Genomic DNA, 20370 nt, shown 5'->3' with positions numbered 1-20370 from the left:
GGCGCCTCCCCGACGGGAAGGCGCCCCGGAACTCCGTGTGCGCGAAGGCGCGCGGTCAGAACTTGTTGCGCGGGGTGATTCCCAGCGAGAGGCCCGACAGGCCGCGCTGACGGCCGCCGAGCTTCCCCGCGATGGAGCGCAGCGCGCTGCCGGCGGGGGACTCCGGGTCGGTGAGCACCACCGGACGCCCGTCGTCGCCGCCCTCGCGCAGCCGCACGTCGATCGGGATGGAGCCGAGGACCGGCACGGTGGCGCCGGTGGTCCGCGTCAGGCCGTCGGCGACGACCTGGCCGCCGCCGGTGCCGAAGACGTCGACCATCTCGTCGCAGTGCGGGCAGGGCAGGCCCGACATGTTCTCGACCACGCCGACGATCTTCTGGTGCGTCTGCACGGCGATCGAACCGGCCCGCTCGGCGACCTCGGCGGCGGCCTGCTGCGGGGTGGTCACCACCAGGATCTCGGCGTTGGGGACCAGCTGGGCCACGGAGATGGCGATGTCGCCGGTGCCGGGCGGCAGGTCGAGCAGGAGGACGTCCAGGTCACCCCAGAAGACGTCGGCGAGGAACTGCTGGAGCGCCCGGTGCAGCATCGGTCCGCGCCACACCACGGGCGCGTTGCCGGGGGTGAACATACCGATCGAGATGACCTTCACACCGTTGGCCGACGGCGGCATGATCATGTCCTCGACCTGGGTCGGGCGGCCCTCCACGCCGAGCATGCGGGGCACGCTGTGGCCGTAGATGTCCGCGTCGACCACACCGACCTTCAGGCCGTCGGCGGCCATCGCGGCGGCCAGGTTGACCGTCACCGAGGACTTGCCGACGCCGCCCTTGCCGGAGGCCACCGCGTAGACCCGGGTGAGGGAGCCCGGCTTGGCGAAGGGCACCTCGCGCTCGGCGGTGCCGCCGCGCAGGGCGTTCGCCAGCTCGCGGCGCTGCTCGTCGCTCATCACGTCGAGGCTCACCTCGACGGCGGTGACACCCTCCACGGCCCGCACCGCGTCGGTGACCCGTTGGGTGATGGTCTCGCGCATGGGGCAGCCGGAGACGGTGAGGTACACCGTGACAGCGACCGCTCCGTCCGCGCCGATCTCGACCGATTTGACCATGCCGAGTTCGGTGATCGGCCGATGGATCTCGGGGTCGTCCACTGTCGCCAGTGCCTCGCGCACCGCGTCTTCCGTAGCAGCCATACCCCCGATAGTACGGGGGACGTCCAGGCTTTCGGGCAGGGCGGGGGACGGGCCCCCGGCGGGAACGGGAACAGATGCTACTGGTCAGTAGAGGCGGGGCCCCCGGTCACCGCCGGGCGCCGGGCCCGGCTGTCTGATGCGTCACGCCGCTCAGGAGCCGGTCGCGCCGCCCTCGCCGGAACGGTTCTCCCCGTGGCCCGCGCCCTCCTCGGCCGGGCGGCCCCGCTCGTCCAGCTCGCGCAGCAGGTCCTGGAGCTCGGAGCGGATCCAGTCCCGGGTGGCCACCTCGCCGAGGTTCTGCCGCAGCGCCGCGACCTCGCGGCTCAGGAACTCGGTGTCCGCGATCGACCGTTCGTTCTGCTTGCGGTCCTGCTCCAGATTGACCTTGTCCCGGTCGTCCTGCCGGTTCTGCGCCAGCAGGATCAGCGGCGCCGCGTACGACGCCTGGAGGGAGAGGGCCAGGGTCAGGAAGATGAACGGGTACTCGTCGAAGCGCACCGAGTCGGGGGCGGAGACGTTCCACACCACCCACATGATGATGATCACCGTCATCCAGACGATGAACCGGCCCGTCCCCAGGAACCGCGCGATCCGCTCGGAGAGCCGCCCGAACGCGTCCGGGTCGTACTCCGGCAGCACCCGGCGGCGCGGTGCGCGCGGCACGTCGAGGCGGATGCGGGGGCGTGCCGACTCGTTCACCCGGCGCTCGCGCTCCCGGCTCTCCCGCGCCTCCCTCGCCTCCCGCGTCTCCTTGCCCCGCTCACTCATCGTTCGCCTCCCCCGACAGCAGGAACTCCGTCTCGCGCCAGTCGTCCGGCAGCAGGTGGTCCAGGACGTCGTCCACCGTCACCGCGCCCAGCAGCGACCCGCTCTCGTCCACCACGGCCGCCGCCACGATGTCGTACGTCGCGAAGAACCCGGCCACCGCGCGCAGCGGCGTGTCCGGCGACAGCGGCTGGAGGTCGTCGTCGAGCATGGCGCTGACCAGCGTGTACGGCGGATCGCGCAGCAACCGCTGGAAGTGCACCGTGCCCAGGTACTTGCCGGTCGGCGTCTGGTCGGGCGGGCGGCAGACGTAGACCTGGGCGGCCAGCGCCGGCGAGAGGTCGGGGTTGCGCACCCGGGCCAGCGCGTCCGCCACCGTCGAGTCGGGCCGCACCACCACCGGCTCGGTCGTCATCAGACCGCCCGCCGTCCGCTCCTCGTACGACATCAGCCGCCGCACGTCGGCCGCGTCGCTCGGCCGCATCAGGGTGAGCAGCCGCTCCTTCTCCTCCTCCGGCAGCTCCGCCAGCAGGTCCGCCGCGTCGTCCGGGTCCATCGCCTCCAGGACGTCGGCGGCCCGTTCCTCCTTCAGCTTCCCGAGAATCTCGATCTGGTCGTCCTCCGGCAGCTCCTCCAGCACGTCGGCGAGCCGGTCGTCCTGGAGTGCCGCCGCCACCTCCGCACGGCGCTTGGGCGTCAGGTGGTGCAGGACGTTGGCGAGGTCGGCCGGGCGCAGCTGCTCGAAGGTGGCCAGCAGGCTCTCCGCGCCCTGGCCCTCCTCCTCCAGCGAGAAACCGGTGACCGCCGACCACTCGACCGTCAGCGTCTCTCCGCGCCGCCGCAGCGCGCCACCGCGCCCCTTGCGGACGAAGACCCGGTCGATCTCCCAGTCGCGCCGGGCCGGCAACTGGCGGATCGCCACGTCGAGGACGGTGGCCTCCTCGCCGGTCTCCAGGAGCCGCACCCGCCGGTCGAGCAGTTCCCCGATGACCAGCCGCTCGGTGGGCCGCTGCTCGAACCGGCGCACGTTGAGCACGCCGGTGGTGATGACCTGGCCGGACTCGATGCCGGTGACGCGGGTGATGGGCAGGAAGATGCGGCGGCGCGTCGCCACCTCCACCACCAGCCCGAGCAGCCTCGGCGGCCTGCGCCCCACCCGCAACATCGCCACCAGGTCCCGCACCCGGCCGACCTGGTCGCCGTTGGGGTCGAAGACGGCGACACCGGACAGGTGCGAGACGAAGATCCTCGGAGTGCCTCCCGCCATGGGCCGCGCCACCTCCTCCTCGGGGACCGGTACCTACCGCGCGTTCCCCAAGATCGGGAACGAAATCAGGCTAGCCCGTCCGGAACCCCGCCGCCCGGCCCGCAGGCCCGTCCGGCCCGTGGGGCAGGTGCCGCGCGCGGCCCCGGCGGACCGCGGAAGGGGGAGCTCCGGACGGCGGCTGTGACCCCGGGTACGCTGCCGTACTGCCGCGTACGGCATCCGGCCGGACCCGCCGCGCCCGGCCGACCCCGACGCCCACCGACGAGAGGCAGCGACCGACGTGACTGTGATTTCCCTGGGCCGTGCCCGCAAGGCCGCGCCGCGGACGACGGCCCTGTGCGCCGGGCTGCTCGCCGGGATCACCGTGCTCACCGGCTGCTCCTCGCCCGACCCCGACGAGGGCACCAACGGTGTCGGCAAGCTCTCCGCCACCCGGATCCACGCCAAGGCCAAGAAGGCGGCCGCCGCCTCCGCCACCGTCCGTCTCACCGGCTCCCTGATCAGCGAGGGCGAGACCTTCAAGCTCGACATGCGGCTGAAGGAGGACGGCGGCCTCGGCAAGGTCACCTCGAAGAACGGCGAGTTCCAGCTCATGCGGGTGGGCGAGCAGCTCTTCCTCAAGGCCAAGGCCGCCTTCTGGACCCACGACCAGGGCGACGGCAAGCCGAGCGAGGCGGACTCCGAGGCCGCCGACAAACTGGACGGCATGTTCGTCAAGGTCCCCGAGGGCGACCCCGCCTACAAGCAGCTGACCACCTTCACCGACAAGGACGTCCTGCTGGAGGGGCTGCTCACCCTGCACGGCAAGGTCGCCACCGGCAGTCGCGGCAGCGTCGGCGGCACCCGCACCGTCGCGGTCTCCGGCGACGGCGGCGCCGGCGGCACCCTGGACGTCTCGCTGGAGGGCACCGCCTACCCGCTGCGCCTGACCCGGGCCGGGGACGCGGGCGCCCTGCGCATGAGCGACTGGAACAAGACCTTCACGCTCAAGGCCCCGGCCGAGGACGAGATGGTCGACTACGGCCGCGAACTCCCCACCGACTGACGCCCCGGCGCGGGCGGCCGCTTCAGCCCTCCCCGCGGGCCTTCCGCCGCCCCAGCCCGAACAGCAGCCTGGGCAGCGCGGCCGGGACCGCGTCCCGGGTGGTCGCCGGAGTGGCGGCCGGGGGCTCGGCCAGGCTGGAGTCCGGGAGCGGGTCGAGGTCCCCGGTCGGGGCGAGCCGCACCACCCGGCACTCGGCGGCCCAGCGTCCGGTGAGGCGGTCGCTGTCGGGCGCGTTGAGCCGCTTGCCCTTCAGCTCGGCGGCCGCCGCCTCCCACGCCTCGCTCCCCGGTGCCAGCTCGGCGACCTCGGCCCGCCAGGTCAGCAGGCGCCCGCCCTTGTCCTTGCTGCGGACCGTCACCGACGCCTCGCCGCCGTCCGCCAGCCCGGGCAGCGGCTGCTCGCCCGGGCCGTCACCGACCAGTACCGCGGCGCCGTCCAGCCACGCGTGCCACACCGGCCGGGGGCCCCCGGCTCCGCCCTGGACCCAGATGAGCCCCGACTTCTTGGTGGCCTCCTCGATGAGGGCCCGCTCCAGCAGCGTCGTCCGCGTCATGCCGGTAAGCCTAGGGGGCTTCCGACAGGTCCCGCACGGCGCCCAGGGCGCCCGGCACGCGCCCCCGGCTCTCCGCTTCGTCCGCGAGCGGGAGGCCGGCCGAGGACCTTCGTCCGGCGCGTCGGGAGCACGCGCCGACCACCGCCGCTCTCGCACGGGTGCGCCGGCCGGCCCCGGAACCACCCGGATCAGAAGGGGCGGCGGGCCTCGACCAGGGTGCGGGTGGAGTGGGCGACGAAGGGGCCCTCGGCGGTGATCCGTTCGTGCAGGGCGCGCAGCCGGTCGCGGTACGCCTCGACGGTGAAGCCCGGCACCGTCCACACCACCTTGCGCAGGAAGTGGACGACGGCGCCGACGTCGTGGAACTCCATCCGCAGCCGCTCGGTGCGCTGGTCGGCGATCTCCAGCCCGGCCCGCTCGGCCTGGTCCCGTTCGACCTCGGGGTGGCGCAGCCGGCGCACCTCGCGACCGAGCGGGCCGAGGAAGAACTCGCTCAGCTCGAAGACGGTCTCCGGGCCGACGTGCTGGGCGAAGTAGGCGCCACCCGGCGCCAGCACCCGGGCGATCTCCGTCCACCACACCGTGGCCGGGTGGCGGCTGGTGACCAGGTCGAAGGCGCCGTCGGCGAAGGGCAGCGGGGGCTCCTCGGGGCCGGCGACGACCACCACACCGCGCGGGCGGAGCAGCCGGGTGGCGCGGGCCAGGTTCGGGGGCCAGGACTCCGTCGCGGCCATGGCGGGCGGGTAGGGGCCGGCTCCGGCGAGGACCTCGCCGCCACCGGTCTGGAGGTCGAGGGCGGCGCCGACGGCCGGGTCGGCCAGCCGTGCGGTCAGCAGCCGCTGGTAGCCCCAGGAGGGGCGCTCCTCGGTCGCCCGCCCCTCGAACCAGGAGAAGTCCCAGCCCTCGGTGCCGACGGCCCCGCCCTCGGCGACCAGCGCGTCGAAGGCGGCGGAGCGGGGGAGGGGGCCGGGGACCGGGGGCGGGGTGGAGGGCATCGGGCCATGATGGCCGCGTACCGGGCCCGGGACCACCGCTTTCCGTGGTCCCGGGCCCGGTACGCCCCGCTCAGAGCCAGCCGTTGCGCTTCAGCGTGCGGTGGATGGCGACACAGGATCCGAAGATCACGCCGAGGACCAGCGGATAGCCGAACCTCCACTTCACCTCGGGCATGTTCTCGAAGTTCATGCCGTAGACGCCGCAGATCATCGTGGGCACGGCGATGATCGCCGCCCAGGAGGTGATCTTCCGCATGTCGGCGTTCTGGGCGAGGGTGGCCTGCGCCAGGTTGGCCTGGAGGATCGAGTTCAGCAGCTCGTCGAAGCCGAGGACGTGCTCCTGGACCCGGGTGAGGTGGTCCGCGACGTCGCGGAAGTACTTCTGGATGTCCGGGTCGATCAGCCTCATAGGCCGCTCGCTGAGCAGCTGGAGCGGCCGCGACAGCGGCGCCACCGCCCGCTTGAACTCCAGCACCTCGCGCTTGAGCTGGTAGATGCGTCCGGCGTCGACACCGCGCGAGGCACCCTTGCCCGCCGGCGCCGTGAAGACCTCCGTCTCCACCTCGTCGATGTCGTCCTGCATCGCGTCGGCCACCGCGAGGTAGCCGTCGACGATGTGGTCCGCTATGGCGTGCAGCACCGCCGAGGGGCCCTTCGCCAGCAGCTCCGGGTCCTCCTGGAGGCGGCGGCGCAGCGCCCGCAGCGAGCCCTGGCCGCCGTGCCGGACGGTGATGAAGAAGTCCCGGCCGGTGAAGCACATCACCTCACCGGTCTCCACCACCTCGCTGGTCGCGGTGAGTTCGGCGTGGTCGACGTAGTGGATGGTCTTGAAGACGGTGAACAGGGTGTCGTCGTACCGCTCCAGCTTGGGCCGTTGGTGGGCGTGGACGGCGTCCTCGACCGCGAGCGGGTGCAGCCCGAACTCGGCGGCGATACCGGCGAACTCCTCCTCGGTCGGCTCGTGCAGGCCGATCCAGGCGAAGCCGCCGCCGCGGCGGACCCGCAGCATCGCCTCGTGCGGGGTGAGCGGCTCCTCGTGGACGAGGCGCCGCCCGTCCCGGTAGACGGCGCAGTCCACCACCGCGGAGTGGGCGGAGGCGGAGCGGGTGGCGTCGTAGGCGGCGCCGGACGGACTGGCCTTGCGCAGCGAGGGCCGGACGGCGGCGCGCAGGTCACGGATCATCGACATGGGCTGGCTCCTTGCGACGGGGCCGCCGCCGGGTGGAACTACCCGGAATGGGGACGTCCGGACCAGGTCGGCCGGCTCATCCGCAAAGCGGGGAGCACCGCACCGGCGTACTGGCGGCCAACGCGGCTGAACGGGGGGGGGAACGGGCTTGGTGCCTGAGCCCTTCCGTCGAGCCGCGCGGAGGGAAAGCCGAGAGGTTTGACCGGGCCTGGCCCGGGTGGTTCAGCTTCGGTTCCGCGGAGAGCAGCTGGCGGCGGCGACGTTGCCGCCGGAGGAAGGGCGGGTCGTACTGCACGGTCGACTTCGATCCATGGCAGCCCCACCTCCTCCGGCCGGTCCCCCTTGAGGGATGACGATGTCGGGCGAGAAAGCACGCTCTGCGCGCTGCCCTGACCGGCGGCCAGACTAGCAGCAGCTCACGGTGTCAAGTCCCCACTTTGCCCGTTCCATACGCGGCACTTCACACCTGTGGCCCGCGCCACGTACGCGGTTGCGCCACCCGGCCGTACCCGCCCCGCCGCCCCGCACTCCGCCCGCCCCCGGAAGCGCGCCCGGGCGCCGGTTAAGGTCACGGCATGGCTGATGTACTCCCGCTGGTCGAGGCCCGGCTGCGCAGCGCGCTCGGCGAGCCGGACGCCCGCGCCGCGATCACCTTCCTCGGCACCGACCGCGTCGAGGTGCTGCGCTTCCTCGACGCGGGTGCCTCCGGACCCGCCACCGCGGCCGACCGGCCGCTGGTGCGGTACGCCACCCTCGGCATGTCCGCCCAGCCGATGGCCGACCCCACGGCGACCCTCGCCGACCCCGTCAAGGGACCCCGCGCGGAACTGGTGCTCACGGTGGCCGCCGGGCTCGCCGACACCGACAAGGTGCTCCGCCCGCTGGCGGTGCTGGCCGCCTCCCCGCAGGTGGAAGGGGTGATCGTGACCCCCGGCGCCTCGCTGGACGTGGGTGAGCCGCTCTGGCCGGGGGCGCCCTTCAGCTCCGTCCTGGTCGCCGAGCCCGGCGGGCTGGTCGAGGACCTGGAGCTGGACGCCCCGATGGAACCGGTCCGCTTCCTGCCGCTGCTGCCGATGACGCCCAACGAGGCCGCCTGGAAGCGGGTGCACGGTGCGCAGGCCCTCCAGGAGCGCTGGCTCACCCACGAGACCGACCTGCGCGACCCGCACCGGAACTCGGTGCCGCTGGACTGAGGCCGGCCCGGGCGCCCGCGGTCACTCGGCGAAGGCGGCGACCCCGTCCTCCACGGCGTGGCGCGGCTGCTCCTCCACGGCCTCCTCGGCGAGCGAGCGGCGCCGTACCCGTACGACGCCCGCGCCGAGGACGGCGGTGACCGCCGCGACCACGAACGGGACGTGCGGGTCGGTCCACTCCGCGATCTTCGGGGCGAGGAACGGGGCGGCCGCCGCCGCGAACCAGCGCACGAAGTTGTACCCGGCGCTCGCCACCGGCCGGGGCGCGTCCGAGACGCCCAGCGCCAGCTCGGTGTAGACGGTGTTGTTGACGCCGATGAAGGCGCCGGTCAGGACGGTGCAGGCGACGGCCGCGGTGTGGTCGCCGTAGCCGAGGACCAGCACGTCCACCGCGAGCAGCAGCAGGGAGCCGCCCAGCACCTTCAGCGAGCCGAACCGCCGCTGGAGGCGCGGTGCGACCAGCACCGAGAAGACGGCGAGCAGCAGACCCCAGGCGAAGAAGACGGCGCCGGACCTGTACGGCGTCATGTTCAGCACGAACGGGGTGAAGGCCAGCACCGTGAAGAACGTGTAGTTGTAGAAGAACGCCGAGGCGGCGACCGAGGCGAGGCCGCCGTGGCCCAGCGCCTTCAGCGGGTCCAGCAGGCTCGTCCTGCGGGCGGGCTTCGGCTGTTCCTTCAACAGGGCGGTGATGGCGAGGAAGCCGACGGCCATCAGCGCGGCCGTGCCGAAGAACGGGTAGCGCCAGCTCGCGTCGCCGAGGACGGCACCGAGCAGTGGACCGCAGGCCATGCCGAGGCCGAGCGCCGACTCGTAGAGCAGGATCGCCGCGGCGCTGCCGCCGGCCGCCGCGCCGACGATGACGGCGAGCGAGGTCGAGACGAAGAGGGCGTTGCCCAGGCCCCAGCCGGCCCGGAAGCCGACCAGCTCGCCGACCGAGCCGGAGGTGCCGGAGAGCGCGGCGAAGACCACGACCAGCGCGAGACCGAGCAGCAGGGTCCTCCGGCCGCCGATCCGGCTGGAGACGAAGCCGGTGACCAGCATCGCCACGGCGGTGATCAGGAAGTACGAGGTGAACAGCAGGGACACCTGGGAGGCGTCGGCGTCCAGCCCGCGGGCTATCGAGGGGAGGATCGGGTCGACGAGCCCGATCCCCATGAAGGCGACCACCGAGGCGCCGGCCGTGGCCCAGACAGCCATGGGCTGACGCAGCAGCGAGGGGCGTTCCGCGCCGGCGGTGAGGGGATCTGGGGCCGAGGTCCTGCTCCGCATGTGGACACTCCTTCTGCTTCGGTCCGGGGGTGAGGTACGGCCACGTTAAGTTAGATAAGCTAATTAGTGCAAGATGCACCTAGTTTGGTGTGGCGAAGCAGTCGCCCACGCCTCCCCGGCCGGCGGCTCGGCGTGTCGGCTTGCCCCGGCGCGTCCCGTTATCCTCTTCAACGGGCCCGTACGCGCGGCCCGCAGAAAGTGCCCGCCCCCCCCACGTCTGGAGTACCGCGTCGTGCGTATCGATCTGCACACCCACTCCACGGCGTCGGACGGTACGGACACCCCCGCGGCCCTCGTCCGCGCGGCGGCCGCGCAAGGACTGGACGTCGTCGCCCTCACCGACCACGACACGACGCGCGGCCACGCCGAGGCGGCGGCCGCGCTCCCCGAGAAGCTCACCCTGGTCCCGGGCGCCGAACTCTCCTGCCGCCTCACCGGGCCCGAGGGCCCCGTCGGCGTGCACATGCTGGCCTACCTCTTCGATCCGGCCGAGCCGGAGCTGCTGCGCCGGCGCGAGCTGGTCCGCGACGACCGCGTCCCGCGCGCCCGCGCCATGGTCGGCAGACTCCGCGCCCTCGGCGTCGACGTGACCTGGGAACAGGTCGCCCGCATCGCCGGCGACGGCTCGGTCGGCCGCCCGCACCTCGCCGAGGCCCTGGTCGAGCTGGGCGTGGTCGACTCCGTCTCGGCCGCGTTCACCGAGGAGTGGCTGGCCGACGGCGGCCGGGCGTACGCCCCCAAGTACGAGCTGGACCCCTTCGAGGCCGTCCGCCTGGTCAAGGCGGCCGGCGGCGTCACGGTCCTGGCCCACCCCTTCGCCGCCAAGCGCGGCCGCGTGGTGCCCGAGGAGGCCGTCGCCCGACTCGCCGAGGCCGGCCTCGACGGCGTGGAGGCCGACCACGCGGAGCACGACGCGGCCGGCCGCGCCCGGGTGCGCGCCCTCGCCGCCGATCTCGGCCTGCTCGTCACCGGCTCCAGCGACTACCACGGCACCCGCAAGGACATCGCCCTCGGCGCCCACACCACCGACCCCGAGATCTACGGGGAGATCACCCGCCGGGCCACCGGGGCGTTCCCGGTCCCGGGTGCGGGTGGATCCCCCCGCACCTGACCGGCCGGCCGCAGGCCGCCCCGCACCTCCCGGCGCCCAGCGCGCCCCCTACATCCGTACGACCCTCCGCGGACCCGCGGCGGCCTCACCGTGCCGTCGTGCCCGCCCCCGAGCAAGTCAAGGCCCCACCGTGTTCGACGTCGCCGTATTCGCCTCCCTCTTCGTCACCCTCTTCGTGATCATGGACCCGCCGGGGATCATGCCGATCTTCCTGGCGCTCACCGCGGGACGCCCCGCCAAGGTGCAGCGGAAGATGGCCTTCCAGGCCGTCTGCGTCGCCTTCGGCGTCATCGCCGTCTTCGGCGTGCTGGGCCACCAGATCCTCGCCTACCTGCACGTCTCGGTACCGGCGCTGATGATCGCCGGCGGCCTTCTGCTCCTGCTCATCGCGCTCGACCTGCTCACCGGCAAGACCGAGGAGCCGCAGCAGACCAAGGACGTCAACGTCGCCCTCGTCCCCCTCGGAATGCCGCTGCTGGCCGGGCCGGGTGCCATCGTCTCGGTGATCCTCGCCGTCCAGGACGCCGACGGCGCCTCGGGGCAGATCTCCGTCTGGGCGGCCATCGTCGCCATGCACGTGGTGCTCTGGCTGACGATGCGGTACTCCCTGCTGATCATCCGCGTCATCAAGGACGGCGGTGTGGTCCTGGTGACCCGGCTGGCGGGCATGATGCTGTCCGCCCTCGCGGTGCAGCAGATCATCAACGGCGTCACCCAGGTCGTCCAGGGCGCCTGACGGGGGTCCGCCCACGCGAAAGCCTCCGCACCGGTGGATCCGGTGCGGAGGCTTCCGTCCGCGTACGTGCCCGGGGGCGGGCGCGGCGCGGTGCTACGAGGCGGAGGTGTCCGCCGGGCGGATGTAGAGGCGCTGGCCGATCGCGGCGGCCTGCTGCACGATGCGGTTCACGGAGTCGGCGTCCACCACGGTGCTCTCCAGCGCCGTGCCGTCGATGTCGTCGAGTCGCATGATCTCGAAGCGCAAATGCTTCTCCCTTCGTCGGTCCTCCGGCCGGGGCGCCGGGGAACGCGTGGTGCGGGACATCAGTCTTGACCTGTTCCGGTGCCGCGGCATTGCCGGACGGTCGAGACTGAGGTGCTGACGGAGCCCGCCGACCTCGCGGGCGGCACCGGGTGCGCGGGGCACGGGGCACCTCGCGGGGCAGGGCTCCGAGTCGTTCAACGACAGGGGCCGGGAGAACATTCCCTACGCTAACGAAAATCTTCGCGTATCTAATTACTGACGGGTGCGCACCGGGGCGCCGGGCGTCCCCCCGGGAGGCCCGGCGCCCCCGGCGGCGACAATGGACCGGTGCTGAACGACGACGACCTGACCGCGCTCCACGCCCGCATCGACCGCACCAACGAACTCCTGGAACGCATGCTGGTGGAGGTGGCGAAGACCCCCTCCACCCACGCCGTCTTCGTCGACGCCGGATACCTCTACGCCGCCGCCGGACGCCTGGTCACCGGTACCGAGGAGCGCGGCGCCTTCGACCTCGACGCCGAGGGGCTCATCGACGCCCTCATCGACCGGGCCCGCCAGATCTTCGCCGACAGCCGGCTGCTGCGCGTCTACTGGTACGACGGTGCCCGCCGCCGCATCCACACCGCCGAGCAACTCGCCATCGCCGCCCTGCCCGACGTCAAGGTGCGCCTCGGCAACCTCAACGCCAACAACCAGCAGAAGGGCGTCGACTCCCTCATCCGCGGTGACCTCGAATCCCTCGCCCGCCACCGCGCCCTCAGCGACGCCGTCCTCCTCGGGGGTGACGAGGACCTGGTCTCCGCCGTCGAGTCGGCCCAGGGACACGGCGCCCGCGTCCACCTGTGGGGCATCGAGGCTCCCGAGGGCCGCAACCAGGCCGACCCGCTCCTGTGGGAGGTCGACACCCAGCGCACCCTCGACCTCGCCTTCTTCCAGCCGTACCTGACGCGCCGCGCCACCACTCCCTCGTACGACGCCACCGGCACCGTGCGCCCCACCCGCGACGACGTGCGCTTCACCGGCGCCCGCGTCGCCGCCCAGTGGCTCGCCGAACGAGGCCGCACCGCCCTGATCGACCTGCTCCCGGGCCATCCCTACCTGCCCGCCGCCGACGACCAGGCCCTGCTCGTCGAGGCCGAACGCCAGCTCGCGTACTCGCTGCGCGGCCAGTCAGACCTGCGCCGCGCCCTGCGCGACGGCTTCTGGGACCACCTGCGCACGCAGTACTGAGCCACCCGGCCGCTACCCGTGGGCGGCCCAGAATCCGGCCAGGGCGCGTGCCGTGTCCGCCGGGTTGTCGGTGTTGGGGGAGTGCTCGGCGCCCGGGACCACCACACGGGCCGCCGTCAGCCGACGGGCCATGTCGTCCAACAGCTCCACCGGCCAGGTGTCGTCGCGCTCGCCCGAGACCACCTGGACCGGCACCCCGCACGCGGCCAGCTCCGCCACCAGGTCCGGCTCGGTCCGCAGCTGGCGGCCGGTCGCGGTGAGCTGCGCGGGGGAGTGCCCCAGCCAGCGGGCGCGCAGCGCCGCCTCGGCCCGCACCTCGTCCTCGTCCGGCTCGGCCAGGTCCTCCGGGGTGGTCAGCGCCTGCATCGCGTCCCAGACCTGCCCCATGTCCATCGCGGCCATCGCCGCCGTCAGCAGCTCGATGCGCTGCCGCTGCTCCTCGGACACCTCGGCGGGTCCGGAGGACAGCAGCGTCAGCGAGCAGAACGGCTCGGCGTCCCGCAGCACCGCCGCCCGCGCGATCTGCCCGCCCAGCGAGTGCCCCAGCAGGTGCACCCTGCCCGGCCCGCGCACCGCCGCCGCCTGCGCCAGCACGTCCCGGGCCAGCTCCGCCCGCGCGTACGCCGCCTCGTCCTCGGGTCCGGCCGTCTCGTACTGCCCCCGCCCGTCCACCGCGACCACCCGGAACCCCGCCTCGGCCAGCGGTTCCAGCAGCGCGATGAAGTCCTCCTTGCTGCCGGTGTACCCGGGCAGCAGCAAAGCCGTGCCCCGCACCGCCCCCGCAGGGCGCGCGTCCAGTACGGCGAACTCCCCGCGCTCCGTGACGAGCCTCTCGGCGCGGGCGCAGGCGGGCGGGACGAAGGTGGGCGGCTTACTCATGTCCCGCAGGCTAGCTTCCCGCGGCTCCCATGCCGACGGCCCGGCCCCCCGAAGGGGAGCCGGGCCGTCGGGCCGGTCGCGTGCGCCGGTTACTCGGCTTCCGCCGGAGCGGCCTGCGCGGCCTTGGCCGCCGCGGGCCGACGGGTACGGCGACGCGGCTTCGCCGGGGCGGCCCCGGCGCTCTCCACCGCCTGCTCGCCGGCGGGGCTCTGCGCGGGGATCTCCGCGTCGGCCGCCGCGGTGGCCGCCTTGCGGGTGCGGCGGCGCGGGGTGGCCGCGGCCGTCGTGCCCTCCTCCTCGGAGGAGGCGCCGGCCGCGGCCGCCGCCGCGCTCTCGACGGTCTGGAAGGCGAGCGGCTCCTGCTCCCGCACGGGCCGGGTCCGGCGGCGCCGCCGCGGGGCGTGCGCCTCGGTCAGGGTCTCCGCGCTCTCCGAGGCGGCCACCGCCTCCTCTGCCTCGGCGGGAGCGGTGGTCTTCCCGGCCTTGGCCTTGGCCGGGGCGGTGGTCCTCCCGGACTTCGCCGGGGCCCCGCTCTGCTCCGGAGCGACCGTCGCCTCGGCCGTCGCCGGGGCGGCGGTGCCGGCGGCCAGGGGCTCACCGGAGCGGGTCCGGCGGCGGCGCGGCTGGCGGGCCGGACGCTCGCCCGGCTCGCTCCGCTCCTCCTGGCGCTCCTCGCGCCCCTCGGACCGGCCGCCCTTGCCGCGACGCGTGTCCCCGCGTCCACCCCGGGCGCCCCGCCCACCGGTCTCGCCGAGGTCCTCGACCTCTTCGGCGGCCAGCCCGGCACGGGTGCGGTCGGCACGGGGCAGCGTGCCCTTGGTGCCCTGCGGGATGCGCAGCTCCTCGTAGAGGTGCGGGGAGGTCGAGTACGTCTCGACCGGGTCGTTGAAGGTCAGCTCGAGCGCCTTGTTGATCAGCTGCCAGCGCGGGATGTCGTCCCAGTCGACCAGCGTGATCGCGATGCCGGTGCGCCCGGCGCGGCCGGTGCGGCCGATCCGGTGCAGGTAGGTCTTCTCGTCCTCGGGCGTCTGGTAGTTGATGACGTGCGTCACGCCCTCGACGTCGATGCCGCGGGCGGCCACGTCGGTGCAGACCAGGACGTCGACCTTGCCGTTGCGGAAGGCGCGCAGCGCCTGCTCGCGGGCGCCCTGGCCGAGGTCGCCGTGGACCGCGCCGGAGGCGAAGCCACGGCGCTGGAGCTGCTCGGCGATGTCGGCGGCGGTGCGCTTGGTCCGGCAGAAGATCATCGCCAGCCCACGGCCCTCGGCCTGGAGGATGCGGGAGACCAGCTCCGGCTTGTCCATGGAGTGGGCACGGAAGACGTGCTGGGCGATGTTGGCGACGGTGGCGCCCTCGTCGTCCGGCGAGGTGGCGCGGATGTGCGTGGGCTGCGTCATGTACCGGCGGGCGAGGCCGATGACCGCGCCCGGCATGGTCGCCGAGAACAGCATGGTCTGGCGCTTGGCCGGCAGCATCGTCACGATGCGCTCGACGTCGGGCAGGAAGCCCAGGTCGAGCATCTCGTCGGCCTCGTCCAGGACGAGGGCCCTGACGTGCCCGAGGTCGAGCTTGCGCTGGCCGGCCAGGTCGAGCAGGCGGCCCGGGGTGCCGACGATGACGTCGACGCCCTTGTTGAGCGCCTCCACCTGGGGCTCGTAGGCGCGGCCGCCGTATATGGCGAGGACGCGGACGTCGCGGACCTTGCCCGCGGTGAGCAGGTCGTTGGTCACCTGCTGGCACAGCTCGCGGGTGGGGACGACGACGAGGGCCTGCGGCGCGTTGGTGAGCTGCTCGGGCTTGGCCCGGCCCGCCTCCACGTCGGCGGCGACGGTGACGCGCTCCAGCAGGGGGAGGCCGAAACCGAGGGTCTTGCCCGTGCCGGTCTTGGCCTGGCCGATGACGTCGGTGCCCGAGAGGGCGACCGGCAGCGTCAGCTCCTGGATCGGAAAGGGATTGGTGATGCCGACGGCTTCTAGGGCCTCGGCGGTCTCGGAGAGGATTCCGAGTTCTCGAAACGTAGTCAGGGCGCTGGCCTCTTCTGTGAGACGCGGTACGAGGCGAACGCGGGGATCTTGACCGTGCCGTTACCGCCGGCCGCCGCCGCGGAAGGGGCGGGCCGGGTGGCACGGGACCACAGCCGACGCTCGAGCGATCGTGCCGCTGAGGGTCCCGCCGTACGTCGCCCGCGCGACTGCGATCAGAGCTGATCACCGCACGGTCCGGCGCCGGAGGGCTGTCGGGTCGGAGCCGATCGGGCCACCGACCGGGCATCCTCATTCGTACGGCCCGCCGAATATTCGACAGGCGCTTTACCACTGTACCCCGGATTCGCGCATACGTGTCGGTCGAATTGACGACGTAGCCCGTCTCACAGCCCGCGACCGCTCCTGTCGGCCCGGGGGCACCGGGCTATTGTGCGGTCCTGCGGCACCATTCCCCGGCCCGCCGGGAGGAGGGCGCCGCCGGCCCGGAGGGCGCGGTCCAGCCCGCACCGCGTCCCCGCGGTGACCGACCCACCCGACCGGGGACAGCGCGTTCCCGCAGCCGGCCCGTGCCGGCGGCCGTTCGCTAGGAGACTGATGGAGACGCCCGAAACCCCCGCAGCCGAGACGCCCACGGGCACCGCCGCCCAGGACTGGGAGGCGGCCGCGGCCGAGCCCACGTACCGGGCCGCCGTCGTCGACCTGCTCGGCGCGCTCGCCTACGGTGAGCTGGCCGCCTTCGAGCGGCTCGCCGAGGACGCCAAGCTGGCGCCCACGGTGGCCGACAAGGCGGAGCTGGCGAAGATGGCGTCCGCCGAGTTCCACCACTTCGAGAAGTTGCGCGACCGCCTCGCCGCGATCGACGTCGAGCCGACCGAGGCCATGGACCCCTTCGCCGCCGCCCTCGACGGCTTCCACCGGCAGACCGCGCCGTCGGACTGGCTGGAGGGCCTGGTCAAGGCGTACGTCGGGGACGCCATCGCCAGCGACTTCTACCGGGAGGTCGCCGTCCGGCTCGACACCGACACCCGCGACCTGGTCATGGAGGTGCTCGACGAGACCGGGCACGCGGAGTTCGCGGTCGGCAAGGTCCGGGCGGCCATCGAGGAGGACCCCCGCGTGGGCGGGCGGCTCGCGCTGTGGGCGCGGCGGCTGATGGGAGAGGCGCTGTCGCAGGCGCAGCGGGTCGTCGCCGAGCGCGACGCCCTCTCCACCATGCTCGTCGGCGGTCTCGCCGACGGCTTCGACCTCGCCGAGGTGGGCCGGATGTTCTCCCGGATCACCGAGGCGCACACCAAGCGGATGGCAGCGCTCGGTCTGGCCTCCTGAGCCACCGCGTCCAGGTCCAGGTCAGGCGGGCCGGGCGGGCCGGGCGGCCGGGCGCCGTCCGGCGGGCCGCACCAGCAGTGACAGCAGCGTGGCCGCCAGCACCAGCGCGCCGCCGAGGACGGCCAGGGGCTGGGCGCCGCCGAGCGCGGTGTGCGTGACGAAGGCGCCGAGCAGACCGCCGGCCGCGCCGGTCGGGCCGACCAGCCGGGGGTCGGGGAGACGGTGCGGCAGCCGCCGCAGGGCGAGCCACGCCACGCCGAGTCCGATGGCCAGGGCGCCGACTGTCTCCACGATCACTGGTCCCCCTCACTGGGCTCCGCGTCCGTCCCCGCCGGCCGGCGGGCGGCTCCGTGGCCGGCCCGTCCGCCGCGAACCGGTCGTAACCGGTCCTACCCGTGCCGTCCGGGCGGCAATCACCGGCCGGGAGGCTCCTGGGTGCCGCACGGCGCCCAGGAGCCGTGCGGGGCCGGACCGGGCCCGTGGCCGGCGCCCCGCTCAGGAGCCATCCGTACGGAGCAGGCGCACCGCGGCAAGGCACGGGGTGCGCCCAGGCACGCGGAAGGGGCGCCTCCGTGACGGAGGCGCCCCTTCCGGCCTGATTGGACGGCTCCCGGCGGGCCGGGGGAGTCCAGGTGCCCTACAGCGCGGCGTTGAAGCCCACCCGGCGGGTGGTCGGCTCGCCCAGCTCCACGTAGGCGATCCGGTCCGCGGGGACCAGGACCTTGCGGCCGTGCTCGTCCGTGAGGGACAGCAGCTTCGCCTTGCCGGCGAGCGCCTCGGTCACGGAGCCCTCGACCTCCTCGGCGGTCTGCGCGCTCTCCAGAACGATCTCGCGCGGCGCGTGCTGCACGCCGATCTTGACCTCCACGGCTATGTCCCTCCGAGGGTCGGTGTTGTGCGCGAAGTGCGCTCTTCGCGCCCACATTAGCCCGGTCGTGCCGGGCGGCGGTCCGCCCTGCCGAACGCCGGTAGCGAACAGCGGGCGCGGATCCCCGGCGACCGGCTCCGGTCAGCCGCCCTGCTCGCTGTGTTTCGGGAAGCCGGCGATGCCCCGCCAGGCCAGCGAGGAGAGCAGCTGCACCGCCTTGTCGCGCGGGACCGGGCTGGCGCTGGAGAGCCAGTACCGTGCCACCACCTGCGAGAAGCCGCCGAGGCCCACGGCCAGCAGCATCGACTCCTCCTTGGGCAGCCCGGTGTCCTCCGCGATGACGGCGCTGATCGCCTCCGCGCACTGGAGCGTCACCTTGTCGACGCGCTCGCGCACCGACGCCTCGTTGGTCAGGTCGGACTCGAAGACCAGCCGGAAGGCGCCGCCCTCGTCCTCGACGTACGCGAAGTACGCGTCCATCGTCGCGGCCACCCGCAGCTTGTTGTCCGTGGTGGACGACAGTGCCGTCTGGACGGCCTGGAGGAGCGCCTCGCAGTGCTGGTCGAGCAGGGCCAGGTAAAGATCGAGCTTGCCGGGGAAGTGCTGGTAGAGCACCGGCTTGCTGACGCCGGCGCGCTCGGCGATGTCGTCCATGGCCGCCGCGTGGTACCCCTGTGCGACGAAGACCTCCTGGGCCGCGCCCAGCAGCTGGTTCCTGCGGGCACGGCGCGGCAGACGTGTCCCCCGCGGACGAGCTGCCTCTGTCTGCTCGATGGCTGTCACGCCGCCTCCCATGATCGTTGCGTGTGCGGTGTGCGCCGCGTCGGCCATCGTACTTTTCGGTAACCGGGGCGTGCGCGGTGCGAGCGCAGAATTTCACGGAGCGAGCGCTTCCGGAACCGCCCGTGGCCAGCCGGAATACCACCGGAAGCGGACATACGTGAAGAAGCCGCCGGGGTCGTCCCGCCTTGCCGGCCGGCCCCGGCCGCTCAGCGGTAGTCGTCCTCGTCCTCCTCGACCACCAGGAGCTGCTCCACCGCGTCCGCCTCGTTGGCGGTGCCGGGGTCGATGTCCTCCAAGGACTCCTCGATGCCCTCCGGGTCCTCTGGGTCCACCGGTTCCCGCTGCTCGGCCGTGTCCCCCTCGGGCGCCCGCAGCAACGGGTCGTCCTCGGTCGCCGGGGTCGGCCGGTCGGGTCCGGTACCGGTCGGGTCGGTCGTCATGGGGTGCCGCCTTTCCTCGTGTGCGGGGCCTCGCGTCACCAGGGCTCCCCCGCCTTCCGAGCGTAGGAGAGTCGGCCAGGGGACGCGAGGCGGTGCGCGTACCCGGCCGGGCCGCCGCGAACGCGGCACCGGTGCCGGTGCGCACACTGCGGGTGACCGCCGCCGGCCGCCCGGAAACGCGCCCGCGCGCTGTGATCCCGAACACGCCGAAGGTGGTGTGATCCTCTCGTAACATTGCCGCATGTCTTCGACCGACCTGCCCGACGTGACCGGTGCCGTACTGCCCAAGGTGAGCGCCGTCCGCGTCGAGGAGGGGGAGCGGCTGCGCCAGGTCGGCCTGCCCGGACTCACGCTGACCGTGCGTTCGTGCCCGCCGTCTCGTGAGGGCCTGCCCCCCGCCCTGTACGTCCACGGCCTCGGCGGCTCCTCGCAGAACTGGTCGGCCCTGATGCCGCTGCTGGCCGACACCGTCGACGGGGAGGCCCTGGACCTGCCCGGCTTCGGCGAATCGCCGCCGCCGGACGACGGCGACTACTCCGTCACCGCCCACGCCCGCGCCGTCATCCGCCACCTCGACGCGGCCGGCCGCGGCCCGGTCCACCTCATCGGCAACTCGCTCGGCGGCGCCGTCTCCACCCGCGTCGCCGCCGCCCGTCCCGACCTGGTGCGCACCCTCACCCTGGTCTCCCCGGCCCTGCCCGAACTGCGCATCCAGCGCTCCGCGGTCCCCACCGGCCTGCTGGCGCTGCCCGGCATGGGCGCCCTGCTGACCCGCGCCGCCCGTGACCTGACGGCCGAACAGCGCACCCGCGGCGTCCTCGGCCTCTGCTACGGAGACCCGGCCCGGGTCTCTCCCGAGGCGTTCCGCAACGCCGTCGAGGAGATGGAGCGCCGGATGGCGCTGCCGTACTTCTGGGACGCCATGGTCCGCTCCGCCCGCGGCATCGTCGACGCCTACACCCTCGGCGGCCAGCACGGCCTGTGGCGCCAGGCCGGCCGGGTGCTCGCGCCCACGCTGCTCGTCTACGGCGGGCGCGACCGGCTCGTGGGCCACCGGATGGCGCGCCGCGCGGCCGTCGCCTTCCGGGGTTCCCGGCTGCTGACTCTGCCGGACGCGGGACACGTCGCCATGATGGAGTATCCGGACGAGGTCGCGGCCGCCGTCAGGGAGCTGCTCGCGGACACGGGGGAGACCCTGCCGCCCGCCTCCCGCCGGAGCGCCGGGTCCGTCGTGACCGCAGACGAAGCGTTGCCCGCCGACGGTGCGGGCGACCCGACCCAGGGGAGCTGAA

The 20370-nt window shown here is 73.7% G+C and carries 21 protein-coding genes; 7 read left to right on the top strand and 14 right to left on the bottom strand.

The window, feature by feature from the left end; genetic code table 11:
• Positions 1–55 precede the first annotated feature (55 nt).
• From Sdia_RS26755 to Sdia_RS26745, 3 genes are all read right to left on the bottom strand, one after another.
• A complete protein-coding gene (locus Sdia_RS26755; RefSeq protein WP_100454587.1) occupies positions 56–1192 on the bottom strand; it encodes an Mrp/NBP35 family ATP-binding protein in 1137 nt (378 codons plus the stop codon).
• A gap of 150 nt (positions 1193–1342) precedes the next feature.
• A complete protein-coding gene (locus Sdia_RS26750; protein ID WP_100454590.1) occupies positions 1343–1960 on the bottom strand; it encodes a DUF1003 domain-containing protein in 618 nt (205 codons plus the stop codon).
• On the bottom strand, positions 1953–3224 hold the full coding sequence (locus Sdia_RS26745) for a magnesium transporter MgtE N-terminal domain-containing protein (protein WP_100454591.1): 1272 nt from the start codon (positions 3222–3224) through the stop codon (positions 1953–1955). The genes Sdia_RS26750 and Sdia_RS26745 overlap by 8 nt, the downstream gene beginning before the upstream one ends.
• Before the next feature lie 280 nt (positions 3225–3504).
• On the opposite strand from Sdia_RS26745, the gene Sdia_RS26740 reads away from it, so the two are divergent.
• The gene (locus Sdia_RS26740) at positions 3505–4269 is read left to right on the top strand and encodes a hypothetical protein (RefSeq protein ID WP_181843954.1); all 765 of its coding nucleotides are present in this window, start codon (positions 3505–3507) and stop codon (positions 4267–4269) included.
• 22 nt (positions 4270–4291) lie between these two features.
• Here Sdia_RS26740 and Sdia_RS26735 read toward each other — a convergent pair whose 3' ends face one another.
• The 3 genes from Sdia_RS26735 to Sdia_RS26725 all read right to left on the bottom strand — a co-directional run bounded on the left by Sdia_RS26735 (position 4292) and on the right by Sdia_RS26725 (position 7006).
• Entirely contained in the window at positions 4292–4822 is a 531-nt protein-coding gene (locus Sdia_RS26735; protein ID WP_115067986.1) for a hypothetical protein, read from the bottom strand.
• Positions 4823–5010: 188 nt separating this feature from the next.
• Positions 5011–5817, bottom strand: coding sequence for a class I SAM-dependent methyltransferase (locus Sdia_RS26730; protein WP_185393393.1), 807 nt, complete (start codon positions 5815–5817; stop codon positions 5011–5013).
• A 70-nt stretch (positions 5818–5887) separates the two neighbouring features.
• Positions 5888–7006: a magnesium and cobalt transport protein CorA gene (locus Sdia_RS26725; RefSeq protein WP_100454598.1), complete on the bottom strand. Its 1119-nt coding sequence runs from the start codon at positions 7004–7006 to the stop codon at positions 5888–5890.
• A gap of 575 nt (positions 7007–7581) precedes the next feature.
• Here Sdia_RS26725 and Sdia_RS26720 point away from each other — a divergent pair.
• Complete coding sequence (locus Sdia_RS26720) at positions 7582–8199, top strand: suppressor of fused domain protein (protein WP_100454600.1); 618 nt, start codon at positions 7582–7584, stop codon at positions 8197–8199.
• A 21-nt stretch (positions 8200–8220) separates the two neighbouring features.
• Here the strand turns inward: Sdia_RS26720 and Sdia_RS26715 are convergent, their stop codons facing one another.
• Positions 8221–9471 (bottom strand): MFS transporter, encoded by a 1251-nt coding sequence (locus Sdia_RS26715; protein ID WP_100454602.1) that lies wholly within the window; start codon positions 9469–9471, stop codon positions 8221–8223.
• A 232-nt stretch (positions 9472–9703) separates the two neighbouring features.
• Between Sdia_RS26715 and Sdia_RS26710 the strand changes: the two genes are divergently transcribed.
• The gene (locus Sdia_RS26710; protein WP_189400063.1) at positions 9704–10582 is read left to right on the top strand and encodes a PHP domain-containing protein; all 879 of its coding nucleotides are present in this window, start codon (positions 9704–9706) and stop codon (positions 10580–10582) included.
• Between the two features lie 130 nt (positions 10583–10712).
• On the top strand, positions 10713–11318 hold the full coding sequence (locus Sdia_RS26705; RefSeq protein WP_100454604.1) for a MarC family protein: 606 nt from the start codon (positions 10713–10715) through the stop codon (positions 11316–11318).
• 93 nt (positions 11319–11411) lie between these two features.
• Here the strand turns inward: Sdia_RS26705 and Sdia_RS26700 are convergent, their stop codons facing one another.
• Entirely contained in the window at positions 11412–11564 is a 153-nt protein-coding gene (locus Sdia_RS26700; protein ID WP_164495060.1) for a DUF8834 family protein, read from the bottom strand.
• A gap of 327 nt (positions 11565–11891) precedes the next feature.
• Between Sdia_RS26700 and Sdia_RS26695 the strand changes: the two genes are divergently transcribed.
• Entirely contained in the window at positions 11892–12797 is a 906-nt protein-coding gene (locus tag Sdia_RS26695) for an NYN domain-containing protein (protein WP_100454606.1), read from the top strand.
• Between the two features lie 12 nt (positions 12798–12809).
• On the opposite strand, the gene Sdia_RS26690 is transcribed toward Sdia_RS26695, so the two are convergent.
• Both Sdia_RS26690 and Sdia_RS26685 read right to left on the bottom strand, forming a co-directional pair.
• On the bottom strand, positions 12810–13676 hold the full coding sequence (locus Sdia_RS26690) for an alpha/beta fold hydrolase (protein WP_189499801.1): 867 nt from the start codon (positions 13674–13676) through the stop codon (positions 12810–12812).
• An 89-nt stretch (positions 13677–13765) separates the two neighbouring features.
• A complete protein-coding gene (locus Sdia_RS26685) occupies positions 13766–15700 on the bottom strand; it encodes a DEAD/DEAH box helicase (protein ID WP_371874305.1) in 1935 nt (644 codons plus the stop codon).
• 555 nt (positions 15701–16255) lie between these two features.
• On the opposite strand from Sdia_RS26685, the gene Sdia_RS26680 reads away from it, so the two are divergent.
• Entirely contained in the window at positions 16256–16987 is a 732-nt protein-coding gene (locus Sdia_RS26680) for a ferritin-like fold-containing protein (RefSeq protein WP_100454610.1), read from the top strand.
• A 21-nt stretch (positions 16988–17008) separates the two neighbouring features.
• Here Sdia_RS26680 and Sdia_RS26675 read toward each other — a convergent pair whose 3' ends face one another.
• The 4 genes from Sdia_RS26675 to Sdia_RS26660 all read right to left on the bottom strand — a co-directional run bounded on the left by Sdia_RS26675 (position 17009) and on the right by Sdia_RS26660 (position 19078).
• On the bottom strand, positions 17009–17284 hold the full coding sequence (locus tag Sdia_RS26675; RefSeq protein WP_100454613.1) for a hypothetical protein: 276 nt from the start codon (positions 17282–17284) through the stop codon (positions 17009–17011).
• A 340-nt stretch (positions 17285–17624) separates the two neighbouring features.
• Positions 17625–17855, bottom strand: a complete 231-nt coding sequence (locus Sdia_RS26670; RefSeq protein ID WP_181843955.1) for a DUF3107 domain-containing protein — start codon at positions 17853–17855, stop codon at positions 17625–17627.
• Positions 17856–17996: 141 nt separating this feature from the next.
• Positions 17997–18638 carry a TetR/AcrR family transcriptional regulator gene (locus Sdia_RS26665; protein WP_100455118.1) on the bottom strand — a complete coding sequence of 214 codons (642 nt, stop codon included), beginning with the start codon at positions 18636–18638 and terminating at the stop codon, positions 17997–17999.
• Positions 18639–18844: 206 nt separating this feature from the next.
• The gene (locus Sdia_RS26660; protein ID WP_100454618.1) at positions 18845–19078 is read right to left on the bottom strand and encodes an Rv3202a family protein; all 234 of its coding nucleotides are present in this window, start codon (positions 19076–19078) and stop codon (positions 18845–18847) included.
• A 241-nt stretch (positions 19079–19319) separates the two neighbouring features.
• Between Sdia_RS26660 and Sdia_RS26655 the strand changes: the two genes are divergently transcribed.
• Positions 19320–20369, top strand: a complete 1050-nt coding sequence (locus tag Sdia_RS26655) for an alpha/beta fold hydrolase (RefSeq protein WP_100454619.1) — start codon at positions 19320–19322, stop codon at positions 20367–20369.
• Position 20370: the final 1 nt, after the last annotated feature.

The sequence above is a fragment of the Streptomyces diastaticus subsp. diastaticus genome, assembly GCF_011170125.1.
Taxonomy (GTDB): Bacteria; Actinomycetota; Actinomycetes; order Streptomycetales; family Streptomycetaceae; genus Streptomyces; species Streptomyces diastaticus.
The sequence above is the reverse complement of the archived record's forward strand: the minus strand, read 5'-3'. Positions and strand labels throughout refer to the sequence as shown.